Below are 21,323 nucleotides of genomic sequence, written 5' to 3'. Positions count from 1 at the left end.
GTAGATAACTTCAAGCCCGGGGCTTAACCCCTATAAAATAAGCATTAAATGCGTATAGTCACAAGGTTAATCATCTGTTACTTCACAAAACCCCGTCCGACAGGGTATGTTTGCCTCGCATAAACCGCGCTTTGCCGCGCTTTTTTCTCCCTTGGGCAAAGGCAGCGTAATTTTCCAGCTACGCTAAGTAAACCGGCGGGCTTCAGAGCTATTGTTGACGATGAAAATACAGGCAATCACCGCCCCCCTTTCCAAAGCGCGCTACCAGCGCTGTTGCGAATGCGATCTGCTGTTCAGGCTGCCGGCGCTGAACGGCGGTCAGGCGGCCTATTGTCCGCGCTGCAACGCCAAAGTGGTCAACGGCCGCGACTGGTCGATGGCGCGGCTGACGGCCATGGCCGTCACCATGCTGCTGCTGATGCCGTTTGCCTTTGCCGAACCGCTGATTAACATTCGCCTGCTTGGTACGCCGATTCACGCCAGCCTGCTGGAAGGCATCTGGCAGATGAGCCGTCAGGGCGATCCTATCACAGCCAGCATGGTAGCGTTTTGCACGATTGGCGCACCGCTGACATTAGCGCTGTCGCTGCTTTACCTGCGCATCGGCCATCGGCTGGGGATGAACCTGCGCCCGGTGCTGCTAATGCTGGAGCGGTTAAAAGAGTGGGTGATGCTGGATATTTACCTGATCGGCATGGCGGTAGCGGCGATTAAAGTCAAAGAGTACGCCGATATCGAAGCCGGCAACGCGCTGCTGGCCTACCTGGCGCTGACGCTGCTCAGCATCCTGACGCTGATTCATATGAATCTGGAACAGCTGTGGGAGCGTTACTACCCGCAGCACCAGCCGGAAGGTGCGCCAAACGCGCTGCACGTCTGCCTCTCCTGCCACTTTACCGGCTATCCGGACGAGCGCGGCCGCTGCCCACGCTGCCATATTCCGATGTGCCATCGCCAGCCCCACAGCCTGCAGAAGACCTGGGCGGCGCTGATCGCCGCGATGATTCTGCTGCTGCCGGCCAACCTGCTGCCGATCTCCATTATTTACGCCAACGGCGCGCGCATGGAAGACACTATCTTCTCCGGCGTAGTGTCGCTGGCCACCTCCGGCAATATGCCTATCGCCGCGATCGTCTTTATCGCCAGCGTCCTGGTGCCGTTTACCAAGGTTATCGTACTGATCACGCTGCTGTTCAGCATACACTTCAAGACCTGCCACAGCCTGAAAACCCGAATTCGCCTGCTGCGGCTGGTGAAATGGATCGGCCGCTGGTCAATGCTCGATCTGTTTGTTATCGCCTTGATGATGTCGCTGGTTAACCGCGAACAATTATTGTCATTTACTATGGGACCGGCAGCCTTTTACTTTGGCTCTGCGGTCATTTTAACTATTCTTGCCGTTGAGTGGCTGGATAGCCGACTGATTTGGGATGCACATGCAACAGGAAACGCCGAATACGCCGACTGAAGCGCGGGTTAAAAACAAACGCCGCATTTCACCTTTTTGGTTACTGCCGTTTATCGCCCTGCTGATCGCCGGCTGGCTGGTGTACAACAATTTTCAGGAGCGCGGCACCACCATCACCATCGATTTCCAATCGGCGGCGGGCATCGTCGCCGGCCGCACGCCGGTACGCTATCAGGGCGTGGATGTCGGCACCGTCCAGTCGATCCGGCTGAGCGAAGATTTGGGCAAGATTGTGGTTGAGGCCAGCATCAAAAGCGAGCTGGAAGATTCACTGCGCGACGGCACCCAGTTCTGGCTGGTGACGCCGAAGGCCTCGCTGGCCGGTGTTTCCGGGCTGGATGCGCTGGTCGGCGGCAACTATATCGGCATGATGCCGGGCAGCGGCAAGGCGCAGACCCACTTCTCCGCGCTCGATACTCAACCCAAATACCGGCTCAATACCGGCGAGCTGATGATTCATCTGCATGCGGAAGATCTCGGTTCGCTGAATACCGGCTCACTGGTGTATTACCGTAAAATTCCGGTCGGCAAGGTGTACGACTACACCATCGCCAACGGTAATAAAGGCGTCACCATCGACGTGCTGATCGACCGCCGCTTCGCCAATCTGGTGAAAACCGACAGCCGCTTCTGGAACGTCTCCGGCTTTAAGGGCGACTTCAACCTCTCGGGCGCCTCGGTACAGATGGAGAGCCTGGCGGCGCTGGTCAACGGCGCCATCGCCTTCGACTCGCCGGAAAAGAGCCAGCAGGCCAAGGCCGACCAGAGCTATCAGCTGTACCCCGACCTGGCCCGCAGCCAGCGCGGCGTCAGTATCACGCTGGATCTGCCGAGCGGCAATAACCTGAGCGCCAACCATACGCCGCTGATCTATCAGGGACTGCAGGTCGGCACCCTGACCAAACTGACGCTGCAGCCGGACAACAAAGTGACCGGTGAACTGACCATCGACCCGTCGGTGGTGGATCTGATGCGCAGCGGCACGCGCATCGCCATGCGCAGCCCGAAAATCAGCCTGAATGACGCCAAACTCAGCCAGTTGCTGACCGGCAACACGCTGGAGCTGATCCCGGGCGACGGCGAACCGCAGCACCACTTCAACGTGCTCGACAGCAGCGAAACGCTGCTGCAGCAGCCGGGCGTGCTCACCCTGTCGCTGAATGCGCCGCAGAGTTACGGCATTGACGTCGGCCAGCCGCTGATTATTCACGGTATCAAGGTCGGCCAGGTGCTGAACCGCACGCTGACCAACAGCGGCGTCACCTTCCGCATCGCCGTCGACGCGCAGTACCGCGCTCTGGTGCACAAAGACAGCAAGTTTGTGGTCAACAGCCGCCTGGACGTCAAGCTGGGGCTGGACGGGATGGAAGTGGTCGGCGCCAGCGCCCAGGAGTGGCTGGACGGCGGCATCCGCATTATTCCCGGCAGCCGTGGCGAACCGGCAACGCAGTATCCGCTGTACGCCAACAGCGACAAGGCCAAGGCGGGCATCACCGGCAATGCGCCGGCGCCGACGCTGACGCTCACCGCCTCCAGCCTGCCGGACGTGCAATCCGGCTCGGTGGTGCTGTACCGCAAGTTCCAGGTGGGCGAAATTCTCGACATCCGCCCGAAAGCCAATGCGTTTGAGGTCGATGTGTATATCGACCCGCAATACCGCAAACTGCTGGGCAAGCAGACCGTCTTCTGGGCCGAAGGCGGCGCCAAAGTCCAACTGAGCGGCAGCGGCCTGACGGTGCAGGCTTCACCGCTGAACCGGGCGCTGAAAGGCGCGATCAGCTTCGATAACCTGCAGGGCGTGGCGCTGGGCAAAGGCGACAAGCGGGTGCTGTACAGCAATGAAACCGCCGCCCGCGCGGTCGGCAGCCAAATCACCCTGCGCACCTATAACGCCAGCAAACTGGCCGCCGGTATGCCGATCCGCTATCTGGGCATCGATATCGGCCAGGTGGAGTCGATGCAGCTGTCGCCTGACCGCACCCAGGTGCTGGCGAAAGCCGTGCTGTATCCGGAATACGTGAACAACTTCGCCCGCTTCGGTACCCGCTTCTCCATCGTCTCGCCGGAGATTTCCGCCGCCGGGGTCAATAACCTTGATACCCTGCTGCAGCCGTATATTAACGTTGAGCCGGGCCGCAGCAGCCGTCCGCTGCGCAGCTTTGAGCTGCAGGAAGCCAGCATTACCGATTCGCGCTATCAGGACGGCCTGAGCGTGGTGCTTGACGCTGCCGAAACCGGCTCGCTGCAGATCGGCACGCCGGTGCTGTTCCGCGGCGTTGAGGTCGGCACCGTCACCGGCTTCTATCTGGGCGCGATGTCCGACCGGGTGCATGTCGCCCTGCGCATCAGCAAGAAATATCAGCATCTGGTGCGTAACAACAGCGTGTTCTGGCTGGCTTCCGGCTATAACCTGCAGTTCGGCCTGACCGGCGGCGTCATCAAGAGCGGCACCTTCCAGCAGTTTATCCGTGGCGGTATCGCCTTCGCCACGCCGCCGACCATCCCGCTGGCGCCAAAAGCCGCCGCCGGCAAGCACTTCATGCTTAATGCGGAAGAGCCGAAGGGGTGGAAAGCATGGGGAACCGCCATCCCACGCGATTAACCTTAACGGGGCCTGTAACAACAGGCCCCGTTTTTTTGCGGCTCTGTGCTACAATTTCTCCTTCCTTCTTATTTTCTCGCAAGAGTTTTCTGTGGTTAAAACTGCTTCCGTATTTCTTCCGCCGGCGTTTCTCGACGCCACACGCGCTATCATGCCCGCCGATCTGTCAATGGACGATTTTATCGCCGCCTGTCAACGCCCGTTACGCCGCAGCCTGCGCGTAAATACGCTGAAAATCAGCGTCGCCGACTTTCTGACGCGGGTAAAAGAGTACGACTGGCAATTAGAGCCTATTCCCTGGTGCGCCGAGGGCTTCTGGATCGCCCGCGACGATGAAAGTCTGCGGCTGGGCAGCGCGGCCGAACACCTCAGCGGCCTGTTTTACATCCAGGAAGCCAGCTCCATGCTGCCGGTCAGCGCGCTGTTTGCCAGCGGTGAGACGCCGACCCGGGTGCTGGACGTCGCCGCCGCTCCGGGTTCAAAAACCACCCAGATTGCCGCGCTGATGCATAATCAGGGCGGCATCGTCGCCAATGAATACGCCGCCAGCCGGGTCAAAGTGCTGCATGCTAATGTCAGCCGCTGCGGGGTCAGCAACTGCGCGCTGACCCATTTTGACGGCCGGGTGTTCGGCGCCGCCCTGCCGGAAGCCTTTGACGCCATCCTGCTGGACGCGCCCTGCTCTGGCGAAGGCGTAGTGCGTAAAGACCCCGACGCCATGAGCAACTGGTCGCCGGAGAGCGTCGCCGACATCGCCGAAACGCAGCGCGAACTGATTGACAGCGCGTTCCACGCGCTGGCGCCGGGCGGCGTACTGGTCTACTCCACCTGCACCCTGAATGCGCAGGAGAACCAGGCGGTGATCCAGAGCCTGCTGGCCAGCTATGGCGATGCGGTCAGCATCGAGCCGCTGGGCGATCTGTTCCCCGGCGCGCCACAGGCGCTGACGGAGGAAGGTTTCCTGCACGTGTTCCCGCAAATCTACGACAGCGAAGGCTTTTTTGTCGCCCGCCTGCGCAAGCACCGCTCGGTGCCGGCGCTGGCGAAACCGACCTATAAGGTGGGTAAATTCCCCTTCACGCCGATGTCGCGCAAAGACGGCGAGCTGGTGCGCCAGGCTGCCAACGCCGCCGGCCTGGCCTGGGATGACGCCGCCCATGCCCTGTGGACGCGCGACAAAGAGATCTGGCTGTTCCCAAGGGCGCTGGAAGCGCTGATCGGCAAAGTGCGCTTCTCACGCATCGGCCTGAAGCTGGCCGAGCGCTTCCCCAAAGGTTACCGCTGGCAGCATGAGGCGGCGATCGCGCTGGCGGACGGCCAGGGGCCGCAGGCGTTCGAGCTGGACGCAGCGCTGGCGCAGGAGTGGTACCACGGCCGCGATCTGTATCCAGACGCGCCGCCGCAGGGCGATGAGTGTATCGTCACCTACCAGCAACAGCCGCTGGGCATCGCCAAACGCATCGGCAGCCGGATTAAAAACAACCTGCCCCGGGAACTGGTACGCGACGGCGCGCTCGATTTCCACCAGTAATCTCCTTTCGTTCACGCTTACGATGGCGGCAAACCGGCCGCCATCGCCACCCTCGCGGCAGATAAAATTTTTCGGTGACATTTTGTGCACCTTTGTCTATGCTCATTGATGACGGGCCAGCTGGTCATACCTCCTGCATCTGGCTGAAAAGGAGTATTCATGAGCGTATCCGTAGTGAAAATAGGCAGTTTTGAGGTCGATGATGCCATTCATTCCGCTGCCGCCGAACAGGCGGAGAGCAATGGCCTGCTGACCATTCCATGCAAATCGGACCCGGATTTGTGCATGCAACTGGATGGCTGGGACGAGCACACCAGCATTCCCGCCACGCTAAACGGTAAGCAGTTGTTGCTGTATAAACAGCATTATGATCGTCAGCAGGACGCCTGGATTATGCGTATCGGCTGAACGGCGATAAGGAGAGTCACAGACGCGCTGCGCGGCGAACGCAGCGCGTTTTTTATTTCACCGTGATAACGCGCCCGGCGAAAAATCGGCCGAACGCTTCAGGTGACATTGTCACGTTTTCCTGCGTTTCCGGACGATCGCCAGACGGGTTATGGAACTGCAGCCGCCCCGCCGGCGCCGCAGTGATCAGCACCAGATGCCCGCCCCGCTGCGGCGGCGTCTGCAGCGGCTGCCGGATGGAGGGATGCACCGAGGCAATGATGTAGCGCCACTCGGCAAGCAGCGCCGGCAGTTGTGCGGCCGTCATATCGACCTGCACCGCCGCCTGCAGCGCAAAATGTTCGTCCACGTAACGAACAAAAGGCGCATAAATCAGCCCCTTTATCCGTTCGTCGTCCTGCCGCACATAGGCGCCGTATGGCAGGCTGCGCCGCGCCAATGCCAGCAGCGGCGGCGCGCTGCCGTCCCGGTGAAGCAGAATCATCCGCAGACAGGCCATGCCGCACACGTGGTTGGCCCATTCCAGGTATTCCGCCTGTTCCAGCGCGCCGCTGGCCGCCCAGTTCGGATCATCTGCCAGCGTGGCGCGGCCGGCAATCAGATCGGCCGCCAGTTCCGGCGTCGCCCACTGGCAACAATACGGCACCGCGCACATCGGTCTAAAACGCCTCAACCACGGTAAAATGCATCAGGATCAGCGTCATATCCGGCGCAAACATATCGTAGGCCTCAAAGAAGCGCCGGTGCTCGCGGCGCCAGTAGGCCAGCGTGCGGTCGCCTTCCCCTTCGGCGAAGGCGTGCGCTTCATCAACCTGATCGTAACTGCGCACATCGACCGAAGTCAGTTTGATCGCGCAGGCCGGTTCCCCCCGGCCGTCCACCACCACGAAAATATCGCCGGCCTGTGGAATGCCGTCCTCATCCAGATTGGAACAGGTGGCGGTCTTGCTGCCGTTCAGGATCAGCTGCACCAGCTCATCCGCTAATTCTTCGTTATCGCCGAACGCCCAGCGCTCCGCCTGCTCATAGTGTGCCGGTATTACCTTGGCCATGGTTGTCTGCCTGTCAGAAAGCGTATTGATACCGCGAGCATACTACAAACCCGACGGGGCGTCGCAGCTTCGCTCAAGCGCCGCCGACCAGTCTTTACCTGATATTTACGGAAATGCCCTGTGCCCGCCGCGTTATGGCAGGCATACTGGGGACTCATTCACGGCTGGCGAATAGCCTTAGGCGAGTAGTATTATGAAAGAGTGCGGCAAAGACCCCGACGATACCTTCAGCGACTTATTGCAAGCCGTCACGCTGGTTGTTCTGGTTGTCATCGGGCTGAGCATCGGTTTTCTCAGCGTCTGAAGCACGAGGAGGCACTGTTGGTCACCAAACGTATGCGCGCCAAGCATGGCAAAATGCTGCTGGTGCTGCTCGGCATCTGTCTGGCCCTGCTGTTACTGCGCTGGGCGGCGATTGCCTTCGGCTAAGCGACCGGCAGGCCGACCGCTTAGCGGTTTAGTGCCGGGCGACAGGCTTTCTGGCCGTCGGCTCCAGCAATTCACGTAAATAGGCTACGCGTTCTTCTCCCTGCGGCAGCCACCAGCGACAAAGCGGATGCTGAACTTCCGCCGTGCGCGATGTGCGGTAATACTCCGCCAGTTGCTCCACCAGACTCATCATTTTCCCCTCCCGCTGTACGACGCTTTAAGTATTGAACGGTAAAAGCAGAAGAAATACTGACGGTTTGATTTTTATACTTCCGGTTTTATGGTTAGCGCGTGCGGCGCTGGCGCTGGTGTCGGCCAACTGCTACATTGAGCAAAAAATCACCGACCGAGGTTAACGATGAAGTTCTCGGAGCAGGAGATAAAACCCGTTTGGGACGAAGTCGCCCGCCTGATCGGCGACGGCGTGATGCAGCTGCGCCATCGCGGCGAAGCGCTGTCGGTGGAAACCTTGGCCAGGCAGCTGGCGCGCCAGTCGGCGGCCTGTCAGGATATTGAGCAGCGTATTCTGCTGGGCGCGGCAATTAATATGCTCAAAGGGGGAGAATGAATCGCCAACCGTATGGCTGGCGACTCGGCAGACATCCAAGGTATGCAAGCCCAGACGTCTGGAAAAATTATCTCACGAACAATCTGAAAATTTAATCAGAATTATCGGCATTACGTAGAAAAAACTGATTTTTTTCCTGAGATTACCTCAGCGTGACAGCCAGCCCAGCAACAGCGTCGCGCCAATTACCGTCGATGCCCCGCCGATACGCGTGGCGATCTGCGCAAACGGCATCAGCCCCATACGGTTTGATGCCGACAGAATCGCCACATCGCCGGTGCCGCCCAGCCCGCTATGGCAACAGGTGACAATCGCCGCCTCCACCGGGAACATCTTCAGCCGCGGCGCAATCAGAAAACTCACCAACCCCATCGACAGCACCACCGAACCACAAACGATGACATAGCCGACGGAGAATACCGCCACCACGTTCTCCAGCGGCACATACAGCATGCCCAGGCCAATCATCAGCGGCCACACCAGCGCGGCGGAAACGAATTTATAGAAACTGTGCGCACCGCTCTCCATATTGGCGGGAATAATCCGACAGTATTTGCACAATACCGCAAACAGAATCATCAGCACCGGGCCGGGAATATGCACCAGATGTTCAAACAGTCCGCCGACGATAAAAAAGGCGCAAATCACCAGTAAACCGCCGCCCATCCAGTGGAAATTAACCGCGCCGCCGCTCTCCTGCTGCGTGAACAACGCGTTATCCTGTGCAGAGCGAATCAGCATCCCGTCGCCGCTCAGCGTGCGACGTTTTATGCCGATACGCGCCAGCACGCCGGCGGTGACGATGGCGAAGATATTGCCCAGCACCGCCGCCGGCGCCAACTGCGCGACATACACGTCCGGCGTGGCGCCGAGGATCGCCGAGTAGGCCAGCGACAGCGGCAAAATCCCCTCGCCGATGCCCCCGCCGATAATCGGCACGATAATAAAAAAGAAGGTGTGATAAACGCTGTAGCCAAACAGCTGCCCCACCAGCAGCCCGGTCGCCACCGCAGCCAGCGTCCCCGCCAGCAGCGGCACGAACATGCGGATCATCCCCTGAATCAGGATCGTCCGGTTCATGCCGAGGATACTGCCGACCACCAGGCTGGCGATCACAAAGTACAGCAGGTTGGCCTCTTTCATCAGCAGATTAACGGTCGCCAGCACATTGGGTTGAAAGACGTTAAAATAGACCAGCACCGACGGCACCATCAGGCATAAAATCGCCGGGCCGCCAATTTCCCGCAATAGCGGAATAGACTTTCCCAACTGCGCCAGGGCAAAACCCAGCGTCATGATGATCGCCAATCCGCCGATCATGTTTTTCGGTAAAAAGTTGGCGTAGGCCGAAGTACCGACGATGGCGCAAATAGTGACAAACAGCGCAATCGGCACCGTGCCGATATCCATCCTCCGTATTTTCCATATTATTCCGGACGAGTCTGATTGTGGCGTGACTTTGTCACGACCGAGTTCAACATTTATCTGTTTCATTATTCACCTTACCCGCAAGTGTCTGATAAATCATGGGCCGAACTCGCCCAAATGAAAATAATTAATAAATAAAAACATGAGGTTACTGACCAGCACATCGATATGCGCCGGGTTATTAGAGGTAGATAAAACAGTAGACAAGGCCGAAGATATGATAAAAAATAAAAAAGCAGAACAAAATTAATCCGTCGAAATTAAATAGTGTGACACTCCGCCAAGCTTGGCGTTAATTAATTATCGTCAGCATTTTGTAATTAAATTAAGCGGGATTATTTTTGCTCCCATGTTATAGGAGTCGGCAAATAACTGCTGATTTGCAGAAATAAGAACCGGAAATAGCACGGCTGAATCCGGTCAGCAAAATAAAACGTCCGATGCCGTTACGCCTCGTCGTTAGCCCGTCGGACACACGATAACGGTACCTCAGGTAGCTGACCCGGCGGTTTACACAACGACGGCGTCACACCGAAAGGTATGATAAGGAAGTAGACTATGTCTTCAACCGCTGTAACCCCACAAACCCTCGCCCGCTACGGTATCCATCAGGTTAGCGATATCGTTTACAACCCTGATTACGAACTGCTGTTCAACGAGGAAACCCGCGCCGATCTGCCGGCGCTGGAGCGCGGCACCCTGACCAACCTCGGCGCGGTCGCCGTTGATACCGGCGAATTTACCGGTCGTTCACCAAAGGATAAATATATTGTGCGTGATGACGTCACGCGCGACACCGTCTGGTGGTCGGACAGCGGCACCGGCAAAAACGATAATCAGCCGATGTCGCCGGAAGTCTGGCAGCAGTTGAAATCCCGCGTAGGCGATCAGCTGTCCGGTAAGCGCCTGTTTGTAGTTGACGCCTTCTGCGGCGCCAACGCCGATACGCGTCTGAAAGTGCGCTTTATCACCGAGGTCGCCTGGCAGGCACACTTTGTGAAGAACATGTTTATCCGGCCAAGCGATGCCGAACTGGCGGACTTTGAGCCGGATTTTGTGGTGCTGAACGGCGCCAAATGCACCAATCCGGACTGGCAGCAGCAGGGGCTGCACTCGGAAAACTTCGTCGCCTTCAACCTGACGGAGCACATGCAGCTGATCGGCGGCACCTGGTACGGCGGCGAAATGAAAAAGGGTATGTTCTCCATCATGAACTACCTGCTGCCGCTGAAAGGCATTGCCTCCATGCACTGCTCGGCCAACGTCGGCGAACAGGGCGACGTGGCGGTATTCTTCGGCCTGTCCGGCACCGGCAAAACCACCCTGTCCACCGATCCGAAGCGCCAGTTGATCGGTGATGACGAACACGGCTGGGACGACGACGGCGTGTTTAACTTCGAAGGCGGCTGCTACGCCAAAACCATCAAACTGTCGCCGCAGGCCGAACCGGAAATTTATCAGGCGATCCGCCGCGACGCGCTGCTGGAAAACGTCACGGTGCGTGCCGACGGCAGCATCGATTTTGACGACGGTTCAAAAACCGAGAACACCCGCGTCTCCTACCCGATTAACCATATCGACAACATCGTCGCACCGGTGTCCAAGGCCGGCCACGCGCAGAAAATCATCTTCCTGACTGCCGATGCCTTCGGCGTGCTGCCGCCGGTCTCCCGCCTGACGCCGGAGCAGACGCAGTATCACTTCCTGTCCGGCTTCACCGCCAAACTGGCGGGCACCGAACGCGGCATCACCGCGCCGACGCCGACCTTCTCCGCCTGCTTCGGCGCCGCCTTCCTGACGCTGCACCCGACGCAGTACGCCGAGGTGCTGGTAAAACGCATGGAGGCCGCCGGCGCGCAGGCCTATCTGGTCAATACCGGCTGGAACGGCAGCGGCAAACGCATTTCAATCAAGGATACGCGCGGCATTATCGACGCCATCCTCAGCGGCGAAATTGAGCAGGCGGACACCATCACCCTGCCGATCTTCGGCCTGGCGGTGCCAACCGCGCTGCCGGGGGTCGACCCGGCGATTCTCGACCCGCGTAAAACCTACGCCGACGAATCATTGTGGCAGGAAAAAGCGCAGGATCTGGCGCAGCGCTTTATCGATAACTTCGCCAAATACACCGTCACTCCGGCGGGAGAACGCCTGCTGGCCGCCGGCCCGCAGCGCTAACCCGCAGACCTCGACAGGGCGCAATCACTGCGCCCTTTTTATTTCCGTCGCCCAGACAAATAAATAAAACTCATACCTCGTTAATCATTTTCCGGCAGACAACCTGCGGCGCACTCCCTAACGTGGTTAGCGAGGCGTCAGCAACAATTAAGATAATTCATTGATACAAATCAATTTAATGCTATAAACATTTAAAACACATCGGCTGACGCTCATCCAATACGTTTCCGGCCTGCGGCCAAAGTTTTAATCCGATCACATATTAATAAAAAAAACAGAGAGCGTACCCGATGAGCAACCACAACATTGTTGACGTCAAAGCGTGGATCGATTCGCGCCCCATCTCCGGCTATCAGTGGCTGGTATTAATCCTGTGCTTCATCATCATTATGTTCGACGGTTACGACGCCGCGGTGATGGGCTTTATCGCCCCGGCGCTGATCGAAGACTGGGGCATTTCACGGGGCGAAATGGGGCCGATCCTCGGCGCGGCGATGCTCGGCGTCGCTCTCGGCGCGCTGATCGCCGGCCCCTACTCCGACCGCTTCGGCCGCAAGAAAGTGCTGCTGCTGTCGATCCTCTGTTTCTCGCTGTTCAGCCTGCTCAGCACCTTCGCCCGCACCCCGCTGGAAATGGCCGTGCTGCGCTTTCTTACCGGCCTCGGGCTGGGGGCGGTGATGCCCAACTGCGTGACGCTGGTGTCCGAATATATGCCGGAGCGCCGCCGCAGCCTGATGATCACCCTGATGTACAGCGGCTTTAATATCGGCTCCGGCGCCGGCGGTTTTATCGCCGCCGGCATGCTGCCGAGCCTGGGGTGGAAATCGGTGCTGTTCCTCGGCGGCCTGCTGCCGCTGCTGATGCTGCCGCTGCTGATGTGGATCCTGCCGGAATCCACCCTGTATATGGTGGTGCGCAACCAACATAAAGACAAAATCGCCCGCATCCTGCGGCGCGCCGGCGGCGTATTCAGCGCCGGCACCACCTTCGTGCTGAAAACGCCGGCGATCGCCAAGAAGGCCCGGGTGCTGCAACTGTTCAGCAACGGCTACGCCAGAGGCACGCTGGTACTGTGGCTCACCTATTTTATGGGGCTGTTTGTGATTTATCTGCTCAACGGCTGGCTGCCGACCATCGTGCGCGGCGCCGGTTTTTCGCTGGAGCGCGCGGCGATTATCGCCGGCTTATTTCAGCTGGGCGGCACCATCGGCGGGCTGCTGGTGGGTAACCTGATGGATCGCTTCGTCGCCAAACGGGTGATCGCCCTGTTCTACCTGATGGGCATGTGCTGCCTGCTGGCGCAGGGCATCTGGGGCTTTGGCCCGACGGCGCTGGCGGTGCTGGTGTTTATCAGCGGGGTATGCATCAACGGCGCGCAAACCGGCCTGCAGGCGTTCTCCCCGGCGTTCTACCCGACGGAGAAGCGCGCCACCGGCGTCAGTTGGATGCACGGCATCGGCCGCAGCGGCGCAATTATCAGTTCATCGCTCGGCGGCGTGCTGCTGGGGATGTTCCCCGGCGCCACCAGCATTTTCATTATCCTCGCCACCCCGGCTCTGCTGGCGGCGATCACCATTATCAATCATCAGCACGCGCGTCCGGCGGAAAGGGTAAAAGGCATTGGCCTTAACGACCTGCCAGCGCTGTCGCGCACCATGAATAACCGGTAAACACTTTCAGACAGAGGTAACAGGATGGCAACGATCATTGGCGGACTGGCCGTGTCCCACACCCCCACCATCGGCTTTGCGGTGGATCACAATAAACAGCAGGAGAGCGCCTGGGCGCCGATTTTCGACGGTTTCGCCCCGATGCAGCAATGGCTGGCGGAGAAAAAGCCCGACGTGCTGCTGTACGTATTCAACGACCACGTCACGTCATTTTTCTTCGACCACTATTCAGCATTTGCGCTGGGGATTGACGACAGCTACGCCGTCGCTGACGAAGGCGGCGGGCCGCGCGATCTGCCGCCCGTCGCCGGCCATGCGGCGCTGTCCCAGCATATCGGCGCCAGTCTGATGGCGGACGAATTCGATATGGCGTTCTTCCAGGACAAACCCCTGGACCACGGCCTGTTCTCACCGCTGTCCGCTCTGCTGCCCTGGCAGGATAGCGGCTGGCCGACCCGGGTAGTGCCGCTGCAGGTCGGCGTGCTGCAGTTCCCAATCCCGTCAGCCCGTCGCTGCTATAAACTGGGCCAGGCGCTACGGCGGGCGATCGAAAGTTTCCCGGAAGATCTGAAGGTGGCGGTGGTCGCCACCGGCGGCGTCTCGCATCAGGTGCACGGCGAACGCTGCGGCTTCAATAACCCGGAATGGGACGCTCAGTTTGCCGATATGCTGGTGAACGATCCGCAGCGCCTGACCGACATCACCCTGGCGGAATACGCCACCCTCGGCGGCCTGGAAGGGGCGGAGGTGATTATGTGGCTGATTATGCGCGGCGCGCTCTCCGCCAACGTGGAAAAACTGCATGAGGCCTACTACCTGCCCTCGATGACCGGCATCTCCACGCTGATTCTGGAAAACCGCGCGCGCGAAGCGCCGGTCGACGTGCAGCAGCGCCAGCGCGACAAAATCAATCAGCAGTTGGCCGGCGTGGAAAAACTGCCGGGCACCTACCCGTTCACCCATGCCCGCAGCCTGAAGGCGCTGCGCATCAACCGCTTTCTGCACCGGCTGATCCAGCCGGACTGGCGCGCCCGTTTCCTTCAGCAGCAGCAGGCGCTGTTTGATCAGGCGGCGCTGAGTGACGAAGAACAGCGCATGCTGCGCGAACTCGACTGGCGGGCGATGATCCACTACGGCGTCAGCTTCTTCCTGCTGGAGAAGCTGGGCGCGGTGGTCGGCAGCTCCAACCTGCATATTTACGCCGCCATGCGCGGCGAAACGCTGGAGGAGTTCCAGAAAACGCGTAACCAGCAGGTGCTGTATTCGGTCGCGGGGAAAGACGCATGACAACACTATTTAGCCAGCCGAAGATCGACTGCCACCACCACCTGTTCGACCCGGGTCATTTCCCCTATGCGCCGGACAGCGCCTATCAACCGGCCGGCCATGAGCTGGCGACGTTGGCCCACTACCGCGCGGTGATGCAGGCCTACGGCATTCGCCATTCGCTGATTGTCGGCCCCACCTCGGGCTACAACACCGACAACCGCTGCCTGCTGGCGGCGCTGGCCGGCGGTGAAGGCCGCCATAAGGGCATCGCGGTGGTGCCGTTCGACAGCAGCAGCGAATCACTGGCGCAACTGCAGGCGCAGGGCGTGGTCGGCATCGCCCTCAACGTCGCCATGCTCGGCGTCGCGCCGTTTCTGCAGCTTGACCGGCTGATGGCGCAATTGGCGGAACTGGGGCTGTACGCGCAGATTCAGGTACAGGATGACCAGTTGCCGGCACTGCTGCCGCTGCTGCGGCGCAGCCGCGCCAGACTGCTGTTCGACCACAGCGGCCGCCCCGACGTCGACGCCGGGCTGGAGCAGCCGGCCTTTCAGGCGCTGCTGCAGCTGGCGGAGCGTGAACATGTGTATATGAAACTGTCCGGGCTGGCGAAGTTTTCCCGTCAGCACTACCCGTTCGCCGACGCGCAGCCCTATGTGCAGGCGCTGCTGGCCGCCTACGGCGCGGAGAAGTGCATGTGGGGCTCCGACTGGCCGTTCCTGCGCGCCACCGAACGGATGGACATGGGCACGCTGCTGATGCTGTGCGAAAGCCTGTTCCCCGACGCGCAGACGCGTCAACAGATTCTGTGGCACACGCCGCAGCGCCTGTTTGGTTTTACTGACTAACGGAGAGACGATGAAAACCATTTACGTGCTTAACGGCCCCAACCTCAACCTGCTGGGCAGCCGCGAACCGGAAACCTACGGCCATGACACGCTGGCCACTATCGAAGCGCTATGCCGCCGGACGGCCGCCGAGCTGAATGTGGAACTGGTATTTCTGCAGACCAACCACGAGGGGCAGATGATCGACTGGATCCAGGAGACGCGCGGCAAGGCGCAGGCGCTGGTGATCAATCCGGCTGCCTGGACCCACACCTCGGTGGCGATTCGTGACGCTGTCACCGCCGTCGCCCTGCCGCTGTTTGAAGTGCATATCACCAATGTGCACAAGCGCGAACCGTTCCGCCACCACTCCTACCTGTCCGATGTGGCGCAAGGCGTGATCTGCGGCTTTGGCATTCAAGGCTACCGCTACGCGCTGATGCAGGCCGCCAGCCTGCTTTAACCGATACCGGCGCACTGCGCGCGCAGGCTGTCGATCAGCGCCTGCGCCGCCGGCGAATGCAGGCTGCCGGTACGGAACGTCAGGCCGATGGCGCGGCCGGTGTTGGGCAGCGCCAGCGGCAGCTGCACCAACTCCCCCGACGCCAGTTCATGCTCCAGCTGGTGCGCCGACACCGCCGCCAGCATATCTGAATTGAGCAACAGCCCGCGCACCAGCGCCAGATCGCCGGTTTCCACCACCGGCGACGGCGGCGGCATCGCCATCGCCAGAAAGCAGTCGTCCAACAGACGCCGCGCCGGGGTGGCCGAGCGCGGCAGCACCCAGCGCGCGCCCTTCAGCTGCGCCGGCTGCAGCCCGGCCTGCGCCAGCGGATGACCGCGACGCGCCAGCAGCACCATCTCTTCGGTAAACAGCGTTTCGCTGTACACATCCGCCGCATAATCGCTGGCGCGTAACGCGCCAAAAATAAAATCGATATCGCCGGAGCGTAATTCAGACGCCAGCGCGGAAAACGCGCTCTCGTTGGTCACTACGCTGACGCCAGGATAGCGCGAGGTCAGCTGGACAATCGCCTGCGGCAGCAGCCGGGTACGCCCCAGCGGCAGCGCGCCGACCCGCACCGCGCCGGTCAGCACCCCGCGCCGGGCGGCGATATCCGCCGGAATATGGTGCAGCTCATTGAGCGCACGCCGGATGTTGGCCTCAATTTCCCGTCCGGCCAGCGAAGGCACCATGCCGTGCGGCGTCCGCTCCAGCAGCGGCGTGCCGACGCCGTTTTCCAGCACCTTCAGCGCCGCACTGATCGCCGGCTGGCTCAGGCCCAGCAGCGTCGCCACGGTCTGCATATGCCGCGTTTCACACAGGCAGACGAAAATCTGCAGCCGGCGTACGTTAAACAGGTACAGCGGTTCGCTGTCGGTACGCGCCGCCCCTTTACCCAGCAGACGCGCCAGCAGCGCCGGCACCTGATGCAGTTCCGCAATCGCCCGCCGCGCGCGCGGCAGCACGCACTTGCCGAAATCGGTCAGCAGCATGCCGCTGGCATGACGCTCAAACAGCGGCACCGCCAGTTTTTGCTCCAGATCGCGAATCGACCGGGTGATGGCCGACTGTGTTCTGAATAACTCATCGGCGGCGCGCGAAACGCTGCCCTGCGTGACAACCTGGCTGAATGCTCTGATTTGCATCAGGTTTGTCAGCGCGTCTTCTTCATAGTCCATGCTCAACCTCCCGGGCGGCGATGCAGGCAATATAAATAAAACGCATACCTGCTGCAATCAAATGAATTATCCGCCGACGCGGGAAACTGACAGCATGAGCTCACTCCAATCAGCCAAGGAATCCGAACATGAGTGAGATAACCGCAAACAAAACCGCCCTGGTGGTCAGCGCCCATTCCGCCGACTTTGTCTGGCGCGCCGGCGGCGCCATTGCGCTGCACGGTCAGCAGGGTTATCAGGTGCATATCGTCTGTCTGTCGTTCGGCGAGCGTGGCGAATCGGCCAAGCTGTGGCGCAAAGGCGAGATGACCGAGCAAAAAGTGAAGGCTGCCCGCCGGGAAGAAGCCTGCGCCGCCGCCGAAATCCTCGGCGCCAGCATCGAATTCTTCGATATGGGCGACTACCCGCTGCGCGCCGATAAAGAGCATCTGTTCCGCCTGGCGGACGTGTTCCGCCGGGTGCAGCCGCACTTTGTGCTGACCCACTCGCAAAAAGATCCGTACAACTACGATCACCCGCTGGCCTGCAACCTGACGCAGGAAGCGCGCATTATCGCGCAGGCGGAAGGCTACCGGCCGGGCGAGCCGATCGTCGCCGCGCCGCCGGTGTACCTGTTTGAACCCCACCAGCCGGAGCAGTGTGAATGGAAACCGGACGTGCTGCTGGATATCACCTCGGTATGGGATAAAAAATATCAGGCAATTCAGTGCATGGCCGGCCAGGAACACCTGTGGGAGTACTACACCCGCGTCGCCCAGCAGCGCGGCGTACAGGCCAAGCGCAACGTCGGCATCACCAGCGGCAAAAACATCGTGTATGGCGAAGGCTATCAGAGCATTTTCCCGCGGGTGACGGAGGATCTGGCATGAGCATCATCGGTAAAAAAGGCGTGGTGGTGCGTTCTGTCCCGCGCAGCAGCGACGCCACGCTGGCGGCGCTGGCGGCGTTCGGCGTCGCCACGGTGCATGAGGCGCAGGGTCGCAAAGGGCTGCTCGATCCGGCCATCCGGCCGATTCAGCAGGATCGCGGGATCGCCGGCAATGCGGTCACCGTGCTGGCGGCGCCGGGCGATAACTGGATGTTCCACGTGGCGGTCGAGCAGTGCCGGCCTGGCGATATTCTGGTGGTGGCGCCGACCTCCCCCTGCATCGACGGCTACTTCGGCGATCTGTTGGCCACCTCGCTGCAGGCGCACGGCGTGCGCGGGCTGGTGGCCGATCTGGGGGTGCGCGACACCCGCACGCTGCGTGAAATGGGCTTCCCGGTCTGGTCGCGGGCGGTGTATGCGCAGGGCACGGTGAAGGAGACGCTGGGGTCGGTCAATGTGCCGCTGGTGTGCGCCGGGCAGCTGATTTATCCGGGCGATGCGGTGGTCGCCGACGATGACGGCGTGGTGGTGGTGCGCCATGCCGAGGCCGAAGCGACGCTGGCGGCCAGCCGCCGCCGCGCCGAGCTGGAGGAGAGCAAGCGCCTGCGGATGGCCAACGGCGAGCTGGGGCTGGATATTTACCAGATGCGGCCGCGTCTGGCGGAAAAAGGCCTGACCTACTACGACTCACTGGACCAGTTGGAGGAGTAACATGCGCCAACGTCGGATCCCCTGCCTGCTGATGCGCGGCGGCACCTCAAAAGGCGCATTCTTTCTGGCGGACGACCTGCCGTCACAGCCGGCGGCGCGCGACCGCGTACTGCTGGCGGCGATGGGCTCGCCAGATATCCGTCAAATCGACGGCCTCGGCGGCGGCGATCCGCTGACCAGCAAAGTGGCGATCGTCAGCCGCTCGCAGCGTGCAGACGCCGACGTCGACTATCTGTTCGCTCAAGTCAACGTCGACCGCCCGGTGGTGGATTACGGCCAGAACTGCGGCAATATTCTGGCGGCGGTCGGGCCGTTCGCCATCGAGCGCGGCCTGGTGGCCACCGACGCGGCGTTCACCGAAGTGCGCATCTTTATGCAGAACACCGGCCAGGTGGCGGTGGCGCACATCCCCACGCCGGACGGCGAGGTGCGCTACGACGGCGATCTGTCCATCGACGGCGTGCCCGGCAGCGCCGCCGAAATTGTACTGACCTTCCGCGATATCGCCGGCTCCAGCTGCGGCGCTCTGCTGCCGACCGGCCGGGCCTGCGACCAGATTGACGGCGTGGCGGTCACCTGTATCGACAACGGCATGCCGGTGGTACTGCTGCGCGCAGCGGATCTCGGCCGCAGCGGCTACGAAAGCCGCGACCAGCTGGATGCCGACCAACAGCTCAAACAGCGGCTGGAGCACATTCGCCTGCAGGCCGGCCCGCTGATGAACCTGGGCGACGTCAGCCAGCGCAGCGTGCCGAAAATGACCCTGCTGGCCGCGCCGCGCGCCGGCGGCGCCGTCAGCAGCCGCACCTTTATTCCCCACCGCTGCCACGCCTCGATCGGCGTACTGGGCGCGGTCAGCGTCGCCAGCGCCTGTCTGCTGGCGGGCAGCGTGGCGCAGCCGCTGGCTCAGGCAGGCGACGATGAACAGCAGCGCGTCAGCGTGGAGCATCCCAGCGGCGAATTCAGCGTCTTGCTGACCCGCACGCCCGCCGGCGAACTGACACAGGCCGGCCTGCTGCGTACCGCCCGGCTGATTTTCGCCGGTGAGGTGTGCATTCCCGGCGCGATCTGGCCGGCCTAACCATAGGGAGAAACTGATGACCACCTTTACCCCACGGGTCACGCTGATCGGCTTCGGTGAAGTCGGCAGCATTCTGGCTCAGGCACTGAGCGCTCAGGGCGCATGCGTTACCGCCTATGACCAGCACATTACGCCGGCGATGCTCGCCACCGCCGAGCGCTGCGGCTGCACGCTGACCGAACAACTGCCGGCGGCGCTGGCCGACGCCGAGCTGATTTTTTCCGTCGTCACCGCCGCCAATACGCTGGCGGTCGCCACGCAGTGTGCTCCGCTGCTGCGCGCCGGCCAGTACTTTTTCGACCTGAACTCCGCCGCCCCCCATACCAAACGCGCCGCCGCTGCGGCGATTGAGCAAGCCAGCGACGCGCGCTATGTCGAGGTTGCGGTAATGGCGCCGGTGCCGCCCAAGCGGCTGCAAACGCCGCTGCTGCTGGGCGGCCCGGCGGCGGCCGAGGGCGGCGCCCGGCTGCAGCCGTTAGGATTTAACGCCAGGATTCACAGCGATCGCATCGGCGAGGCCTCGGCGATCAAAATGTGCCGCAGCGTGATGATCAAGGGGCTGGAGGCGCTGACCGTCGAATGCCTGCACGCCGCCCGCCGCTACGGCGTCGAACGGCCGGTGCTCGATTCGCTGCACGCCAGTTTCCCGTCGCTGGGCTGGGACGAGCGGCTGCCCCACTACCTGATTAGCCGGGTGGCGGAGCACGGGCAACGCCGCGCCGAGGAGATGGGGGAAGTGGTGAAAACGCTGCAGGACGTTGGCGTGGAACCGCACCAAAGCCGCGCGACGGTGTTATCGCAGCAGGGGCTGGTCGACGCGATGAAAGCGCAAAATATCCGCTATTCGCAACTGGAACCTTTCGTTTGGCAACAAGCACTTGAGGCGATCTACGGCAAATTGTGATCGGCATCAAATAACGATTTATTTTCGTTAAATTCACATTGTTAACAAACTAACAACAAAGTATTTTGAACCAAAAGGTACATAAAAACAGGACGCGCGGGCAAGCCGCAGCATGGTGACCCCGCCCGCACGCTCCGATGACTTCTCTCTTGGCACTGGAAAAACACCGTAATGAAAAAAATGCTCCTGTTAACCGGCGCGCTGCTCTCTGCCAGCGCCGGCCACGCCATGGCGGCACCCGTCGCGCCGCTGACCAATCAGCAGGCCAATCAGGTGATCGACAACGTGCGCCACAGCCTGCAAACGCAGCATAGCGTCGGCTGCGTCGCCGTGGTGGATCGCGCCGGCCTGCTGCTGGCGTTCCAACGCTTTGACGGCGCGCCGCTCGGCTGTGTGGACGCCGCGCTCGGCAAGGCGCGCACCTCCGCTCTCTACCGCACGCCTTCACTGACGTTTATGCAACGGCTGCAAAACGGCGAAACCACCGTGCTCGCCATCCCGCATGCGGTGGCGCTCGGCGGCGGCTACCCGCTGACGCTTGGCGGCGACGTGGTCGGCGCGGTCGGCGTCAGCACGCCAAAACAAGAGCTGGATAATCAGGCTTCGCAAACCGCCGCCTCCGCGCTGCAGTAACCCCTGCCAAAAG

Annotated in this window: 21 protein-coding genes; 16 read left to right on the top strand and 5 right to left on the bottom strand. The window is 61.1% G+C overall.

Annotation, left to right across the window (positions count from 1 at the left end):
* Window positions 1-220 precede the first annotated feature (220 nt).
* The 4 genes from yebS to CLM71_RS09620 all read left to right on the top strand — a co-directional run bounded on the left by yebS (window position 221) and on the right by CLM71_RS09620 (window position 6,009).
* Window positions 221-1,468, top strand: coding sequence for a membrane integrity lipid transport subunit YebS (yebS, locus tag CLM71_RS09635; protein ID WP_105230825.1), 1,248 nt, complete (start codon window positions 221-223; stop codon window positions 1,466-1,468).
* A complete protein-coding gene (locus tag CLM71_RS09630) occupies window positions 1,437-4,070 on the top strand; it encodes a PqiB family protein (protein WP_105230824.1) in 2,634 nt (877 codons plus the stop codon). Before yebS ends, CLM71_RS09630 begins: the two co-directional genes overlap by 32 nt.
* A gap of 91 nt (window positions 4,071-4,161) precedes the next feature.
* Window positions 4,162-5,601 (top strand): 16S rRNA (cytosine(1407)-C(5))-methyltransferase RsmF, encoded by a 1,440-nt coding sequence (rsmF, locus tag CLM71_RS09625; protein ID WP_105230823.1) that lies wholly within the window; start codon window positions 4,162-4,164, stop codon window positions 5,599-5,601.
* Between the two features lie 159 nt (window positions 5,602-5,760).
* A complete protein-coding gene (locus CLM71_RS09620; RefSeq protein WP_105230822.1) occupies window positions 5,761-6,009 on the top strand; it encodes a DUF1480 family protein in 249 nt (82 codons plus the stop codon).
* A 52-nt stretch (window positions 6,010-6,061) separates the two neighbouring features.
* Here CLM71_RS09620 and CLM71_RS09615 read toward each other — a convergent pair whose 3' ends face one another.
* Both CLM71_RS09615 and CLM71_RS09610 read right to left on the bottom strand, forming a co-directional pair.
* A complete protein-coding gene (locus CLM71_RS09615) occupies window positions 6,062-6,664 on the bottom strand; it encodes a hypothetical protein (RefSeq protein WP_105230821.1) in 603 nt (200 codons plus the stop codon).
* A gap of 4 nt (window positions 6,665-6,668) precedes the next feature.
* Entirely contained in the window at window positions 6,669-7,061 is a 393-nt protein-coding gene (locus CLM71_RS09610; protein ID WP_105230820.1) for an ASCH domain-containing protein, read from the bottom strand.
* Between the two features lie 336 nt (window positions 7,062-7,397).
* Here CLM71_RS09610 and yniD point away from each other — a divergent pair, with 336 nt between their 5' ends.
* Complete coding sequence (gene yniD / locus CLM71_RS24235; protein WP_370447004.1) at window positions 7,398-7,490, top strand: small membrane protein YniD; 93 nt, start codon at window positions 7,398-7,400, stop codon at window positions 7,488-7,490.
* A gap of 28 nt (window positions 7,491-7,518) precedes the next feature.
* Here yniD and CLM71_RS23905 read toward each other — a convergent pair whose 3' ends face one another.
* Complete coding sequence (locus tag CLM71_RS23905; RefSeq protein WP_158684798.1) at window positions 7,519-7,683, bottom strand: hypothetical protein; 165 nt, start codon at window positions 7,681-7,683, stop codon at window positions 7,519-7,521.
* Window positions 7,684-7,848: 165 nt separating this feature from the next.
* Here CLM71_RS23905 and CLM71_RS09605 point away from each other — a divergent pair, with 165 nt between their 5' ends.
* Window positions 7,849-8,058 carry a hypothetical protein gene (locus CLM71_RS09605; protein ID WP_105230819.1) on the top strand — a complete coding sequence of 70 codons (210 nt, stop codon included), beginning with the start codon at window positions 7,849-7,851 and terminating at the stop codon, window positions 8,056-8,058.
* 147 nt (window positions 8,059-8,205) lie between these two features.
* On the opposite strand, the gene CLM71_RS09600 is transcribed toward CLM71_RS09605, so the two are convergent.
* Complete coding sequence (locus CLM71_RS09600) at window positions 8,206-9,552, bottom strand: 2-hydroxycarboxylate transporter family protein (protein WP_105230818.1); 1,347 nt, start codon at window positions 9,550-9,552, stop codon at window positions 8,206-8,208.
* Window positions 9,553-10,044: 492 nt separating this feature from the next.
* Here CLM71_RS09600 and pckA point away from each other — a divergent pair, with 492 nt between their 5' ends.
* The 5 genes from pckA to aroQ all read left to right on the top strand — a co-directional run bounded on the left by pckA (window position 10,045) and on the right by aroQ (window position 15,893).
* Window positions 10,045-11,664: a phosphoenolpyruvate carboxykinase (ATP) gene (pckA, locus tag CLM71_RS09595; RefSeq protein WP_105230817.1), complete on the top strand. Its 1,620-nt coding sequence runs from the start codon at window positions 10,045-10,047 to the stop codon at window positions 11,662-11,664.
* A gap of 290 nt (window positions 11,665-11,954) precedes the next feature.
* Window positions 11,955-13,334, top strand: coding sequence for an aromatic acid/H+ symport family MFS transporter (locus CLM71_RS09590; protein WP_105230816.1), 1,380 nt, complete (start codon window positions 11,955-11,957; stop codon window positions 13,332-13,334).
* 24 nt (window positions 13,335-13,358) lie between these two features.
* Window positions 13,359-14,621 carry a gallate dioxygenase gene (locus CLM71_RS09585; RefSeq protein WP_105230815.1) on the top strand — a complete coding sequence of 421 codons (1,263 nt, stop codon included), beginning with the start codon at window positions 13,359-13,361 and terminating at the stop codon, window positions 14,619-14,621.
* Window positions 14,618-15,451 (top strand): amidohydrolase, encoded by an 834-nt coding sequence (locus CLM71_RS09580; RefSeq protein WP_105230814.1) that lies wholly within the window; start codon window positions 14,618-14,620, stop codon window positions 15,449-15,451. Before CLM71_RS09585 ends, CLM71_RS09580 begins: the two co-directional genes overlap by 4 nt.
* A 10-nt stretch (window positions 15,452-15,461) precedes the next feature.
* Window positions 15,462-15,893: a type II 3-dehydroquinate dehydratase gene (aroQ, locus tag CLM71_RS09575; protein WP_105230813.1), complete on the top strand. Its 432-nt coding sequence runs from the start codon at window positions 15,462-15,464 to the stop codon at window positions 15,891-15,893.
* Here aroQ and CLM71_RS09570 read toward each other — a convergent pair.
* Window positions 15,890-17,113 (bottom strand): LysR substrate-binding domain-containing protein, encoded by a 1,224-nt coding sequence (locus CLM71_RS09570; RefSeq protein WP_105230812.1) that lies wholly within the window; start codon window positions 17,111-17,113, stop codon window positions 15,890-15,892. The two genes, aroQ and CLM71_RS09570, sit on opposite strands and share 4 nt — an antisense overlap.
* Window positions 17,114-17,241: 128 nt before the next feature.
* Between CLM71_RS09570 and galB the strand changes: the two genes are divergently transcribed.
* From galB to CLM71_RS09545, 5 genes are all read left to right on the top strand, one after another.
* Window positions 17,242-17,982, top strand: coding sequence for a 4-oxalmesaconate hydratase (galB, locus tag CLM71_RS09565; protein WP_105230811.1), 741 nt, complete (start codon window positions 17,242-17,244; stop codon window positions 17,980-17,982).
* On the top strand, window positions 17,979-18,692 hold the full coding sequence (locus CLM71_RS09560; protein ID WP_105230810.1) for a 4-carboxy-4-hydroxy-2-oxoadipate aldolase/oxaloacetate decarboxylase: 714 nt from the start codon (window positions 17,979-17,981) through the stop codon (window positions 18,690-18,692). The genes galB and CLM71_RS09560 overlap by 4 nt, the downstream gene beginning before the upstream one ends.
* 1 nt (window position 18,693) lies before the next feature.
* Complete coding sequence (locus CLM71_RS09555) at window positions 18,694-19,773, top strand: 4-oxalomesaconate tautomerase (protein ID WP_105230809.1); 1,080 nt, start codon at window positions 18,694-18,696, stop codon at window positions 19,771-19,773.
* A 16-nt stretch (window positions 19,774-19,789) separates the two neighbouring features.
* Window positions 19,790-20,677: a DUF1932 domain-containing protein gene (locus CLM71_RS09550; RefSeq protein WP_105230808.1), complete on the top strand. Its 888-nt coding sequence runs from the start codon at window positions 19,790-19,792 to the stop codon at window positions 20,675-20,677.
* A 228-nt stretch (window positions 20,678-20,905) separates the two neighbouring features.
* Window positions 20,906-21,310: a heme-binding protein gene (locus CLM71_RS09545; RefSeq protein WP_234008652.1), complete on the top strand. Its 405-nt coding sequence runs from the start codon at window positions 20,906-20,908 to the stop codon at window positions 21,308-21,310.
* Window positions 21,311-21,323 lie beyond the last annotated feature (13 nt).

It is taken from the genome of Serratia sp. MYb239 (assembly GCF_002966855.1).
Lineage (GTDB): Bacteria > Pseudomonadota > Gammaproteobacteria > Enterobacterales > Enterobacteriaceae > Serratia_B > Serratia_B rhizosphaerae.
This window is presented reverse-complemented; position numbering and strand designations above follow the sequence as displayed.

What these genes read in the sequence shown, in the direction of transcription:
- yebS (WP_105230825.1), top strand. Translation starts at nt 221, where the DNA reads ATGAAAATACAGGCAATCACCGCCCCCCTTTCCAAAGCGCGCTACCAG.
- CLM71_RS09630 (WP_105230824.1), top strand. Translation starts at nt 1,437, where the DNA reads ATGCAACAGGAAACGCCGAATACGCCGACTGAAGCGCGGGTTAAAAAC.
- CLM71_RS09620 (WP_105230822.1), top strand. Translation starts at nt 5,761, where the DNA reads ATGAGCGTATCCGTAGTGAAAATAGGCAGTTTTGAGGTCGATGATGCC.
- CLM71_RS09615 (WP_105230821.1), bottom strand. Translation starts at nt 6,664, where the DNA reads ATGTGCGCGGTGCCGTATTGTTGCCAGTGGGCGACGCCGGAACTGGCG.
- CLM71_RS09610 (WP_105230820.1), bottom strand. Translation starts at nt 7,061, where the DNA reads ATGGCCAAGGTAATACCGGCACACTATGAGCAGGCGGAGCGCTGGGCG.
- yniD (WP_370447004.1), top strand. Translation starts at nt 7,398, where the DNA reads ATGCGCGCCAAGCATGGCAAAATGCTGCTGGTGCTGCTCGGCATCTGT.
- CLM71_RS23905 (WP_158684798.1), bottom strand. Translation starts at nt 7,683, where the DNA reads ATGATGAGTCTGGTGGAGCAACTGGCGGAGTATTACCGCACATCGCGC.
- CLM71_RS09605 (WP_105230819.1), top strand. Translation starts at nt 7,849, where the DNA reads ATGAAGTTCTCGGAGCAGGAGATAAAACCCGTTTGGGACGAAGTCGCC.
- CLM71_RS09600 (WP_105230818.1), bottom strand. Translation starts at nt 9,552, where the DNA reads ATGAAACAGATAAATGTTGAACTCGGTCGTGACAAAGTCACGCCACAA.
- pckA (WP_105230817.1), top strand. Translation starts at nt 10,045, where the DNA reads ATGTCTTCAACCGCTGTAACCCCACAAACCCTCGCCCGCTACGGTATC.
- CLM71_RS09590 (WP_105230816.1), top strand. Translation starts at nt 11,955, where the DNA reads ATGAGCAACCACAACATTGTTGACGTCAAAGCGTGGATCGATTCGCGC.
- CLM71_RS09585 (WP_105230815.1), top strand. Translation starts at nt 13,359, where the DNA reads ATGGCAACGATCATTGGCGGACTGGCCGTGTCCCACACCCCCACCATC.
- CLM71_RS09580 (WP_105230814.1), top strand. Translation starts at nt 14,618, where the DNA reads ATGACAACACTATTTAGCCAGCCGAAGATCGACTGCCACCACCACCTG.
- aroQ (WP_105230813.1), top strand. Translation starts at nt 15,462, where the DNA reads ATGAAAACCATTTACGTGCTTAACGGCCCCAACCTCAACCTGCTGGGC.
- CLM71_RS09570 (WP_105230812.1), bottom strand. Translation starts at nt 17,113, where the DNA reads ATGGACTATGAAGAAGACGCGCTGACAAACCTGATGCAAATCAGAGCA.
- galB (WP_105230811.1), top strand. Translation starts at nt 17,242, where the DNA reads ATGAGTGAGATAACCGCAAACAAAACCGCCCTGGTGGTCAGCGCCCAT.
- CLM71_RS09560 (WP_105230810.1), top strand. Translation starts at nt 17,979, where the DNA reads ATGAGCATCATCGGTAAAAAAGGCGTGGTGGTGCGTTCTGTCCCGCGC.
- CLM71_RS09555 (WP_105230809.1), top strand. Translation starts at nt 18,694, where the DNA reads ATGCGCCAACGTCGGATCCCCTGCCTGCTGATGCGCGGCGGCACCTCA.
- CLM71_RS09550 (WP_105230808.1), top strand. Translation starts at nt 19,790, where the DNA reads ATGACCACCTTTACCCCACGGGTCACGCTGATCGGCTTCGGTGAAGTC.
- CLM71_RS09545 (WP_234008652.1), top strand. Translation starts at nt 20,906, where the DNA reads ATGGCGGCACCCGTCGCGCCGCTGACCAATCAGCAGGCCAATCAGGTG.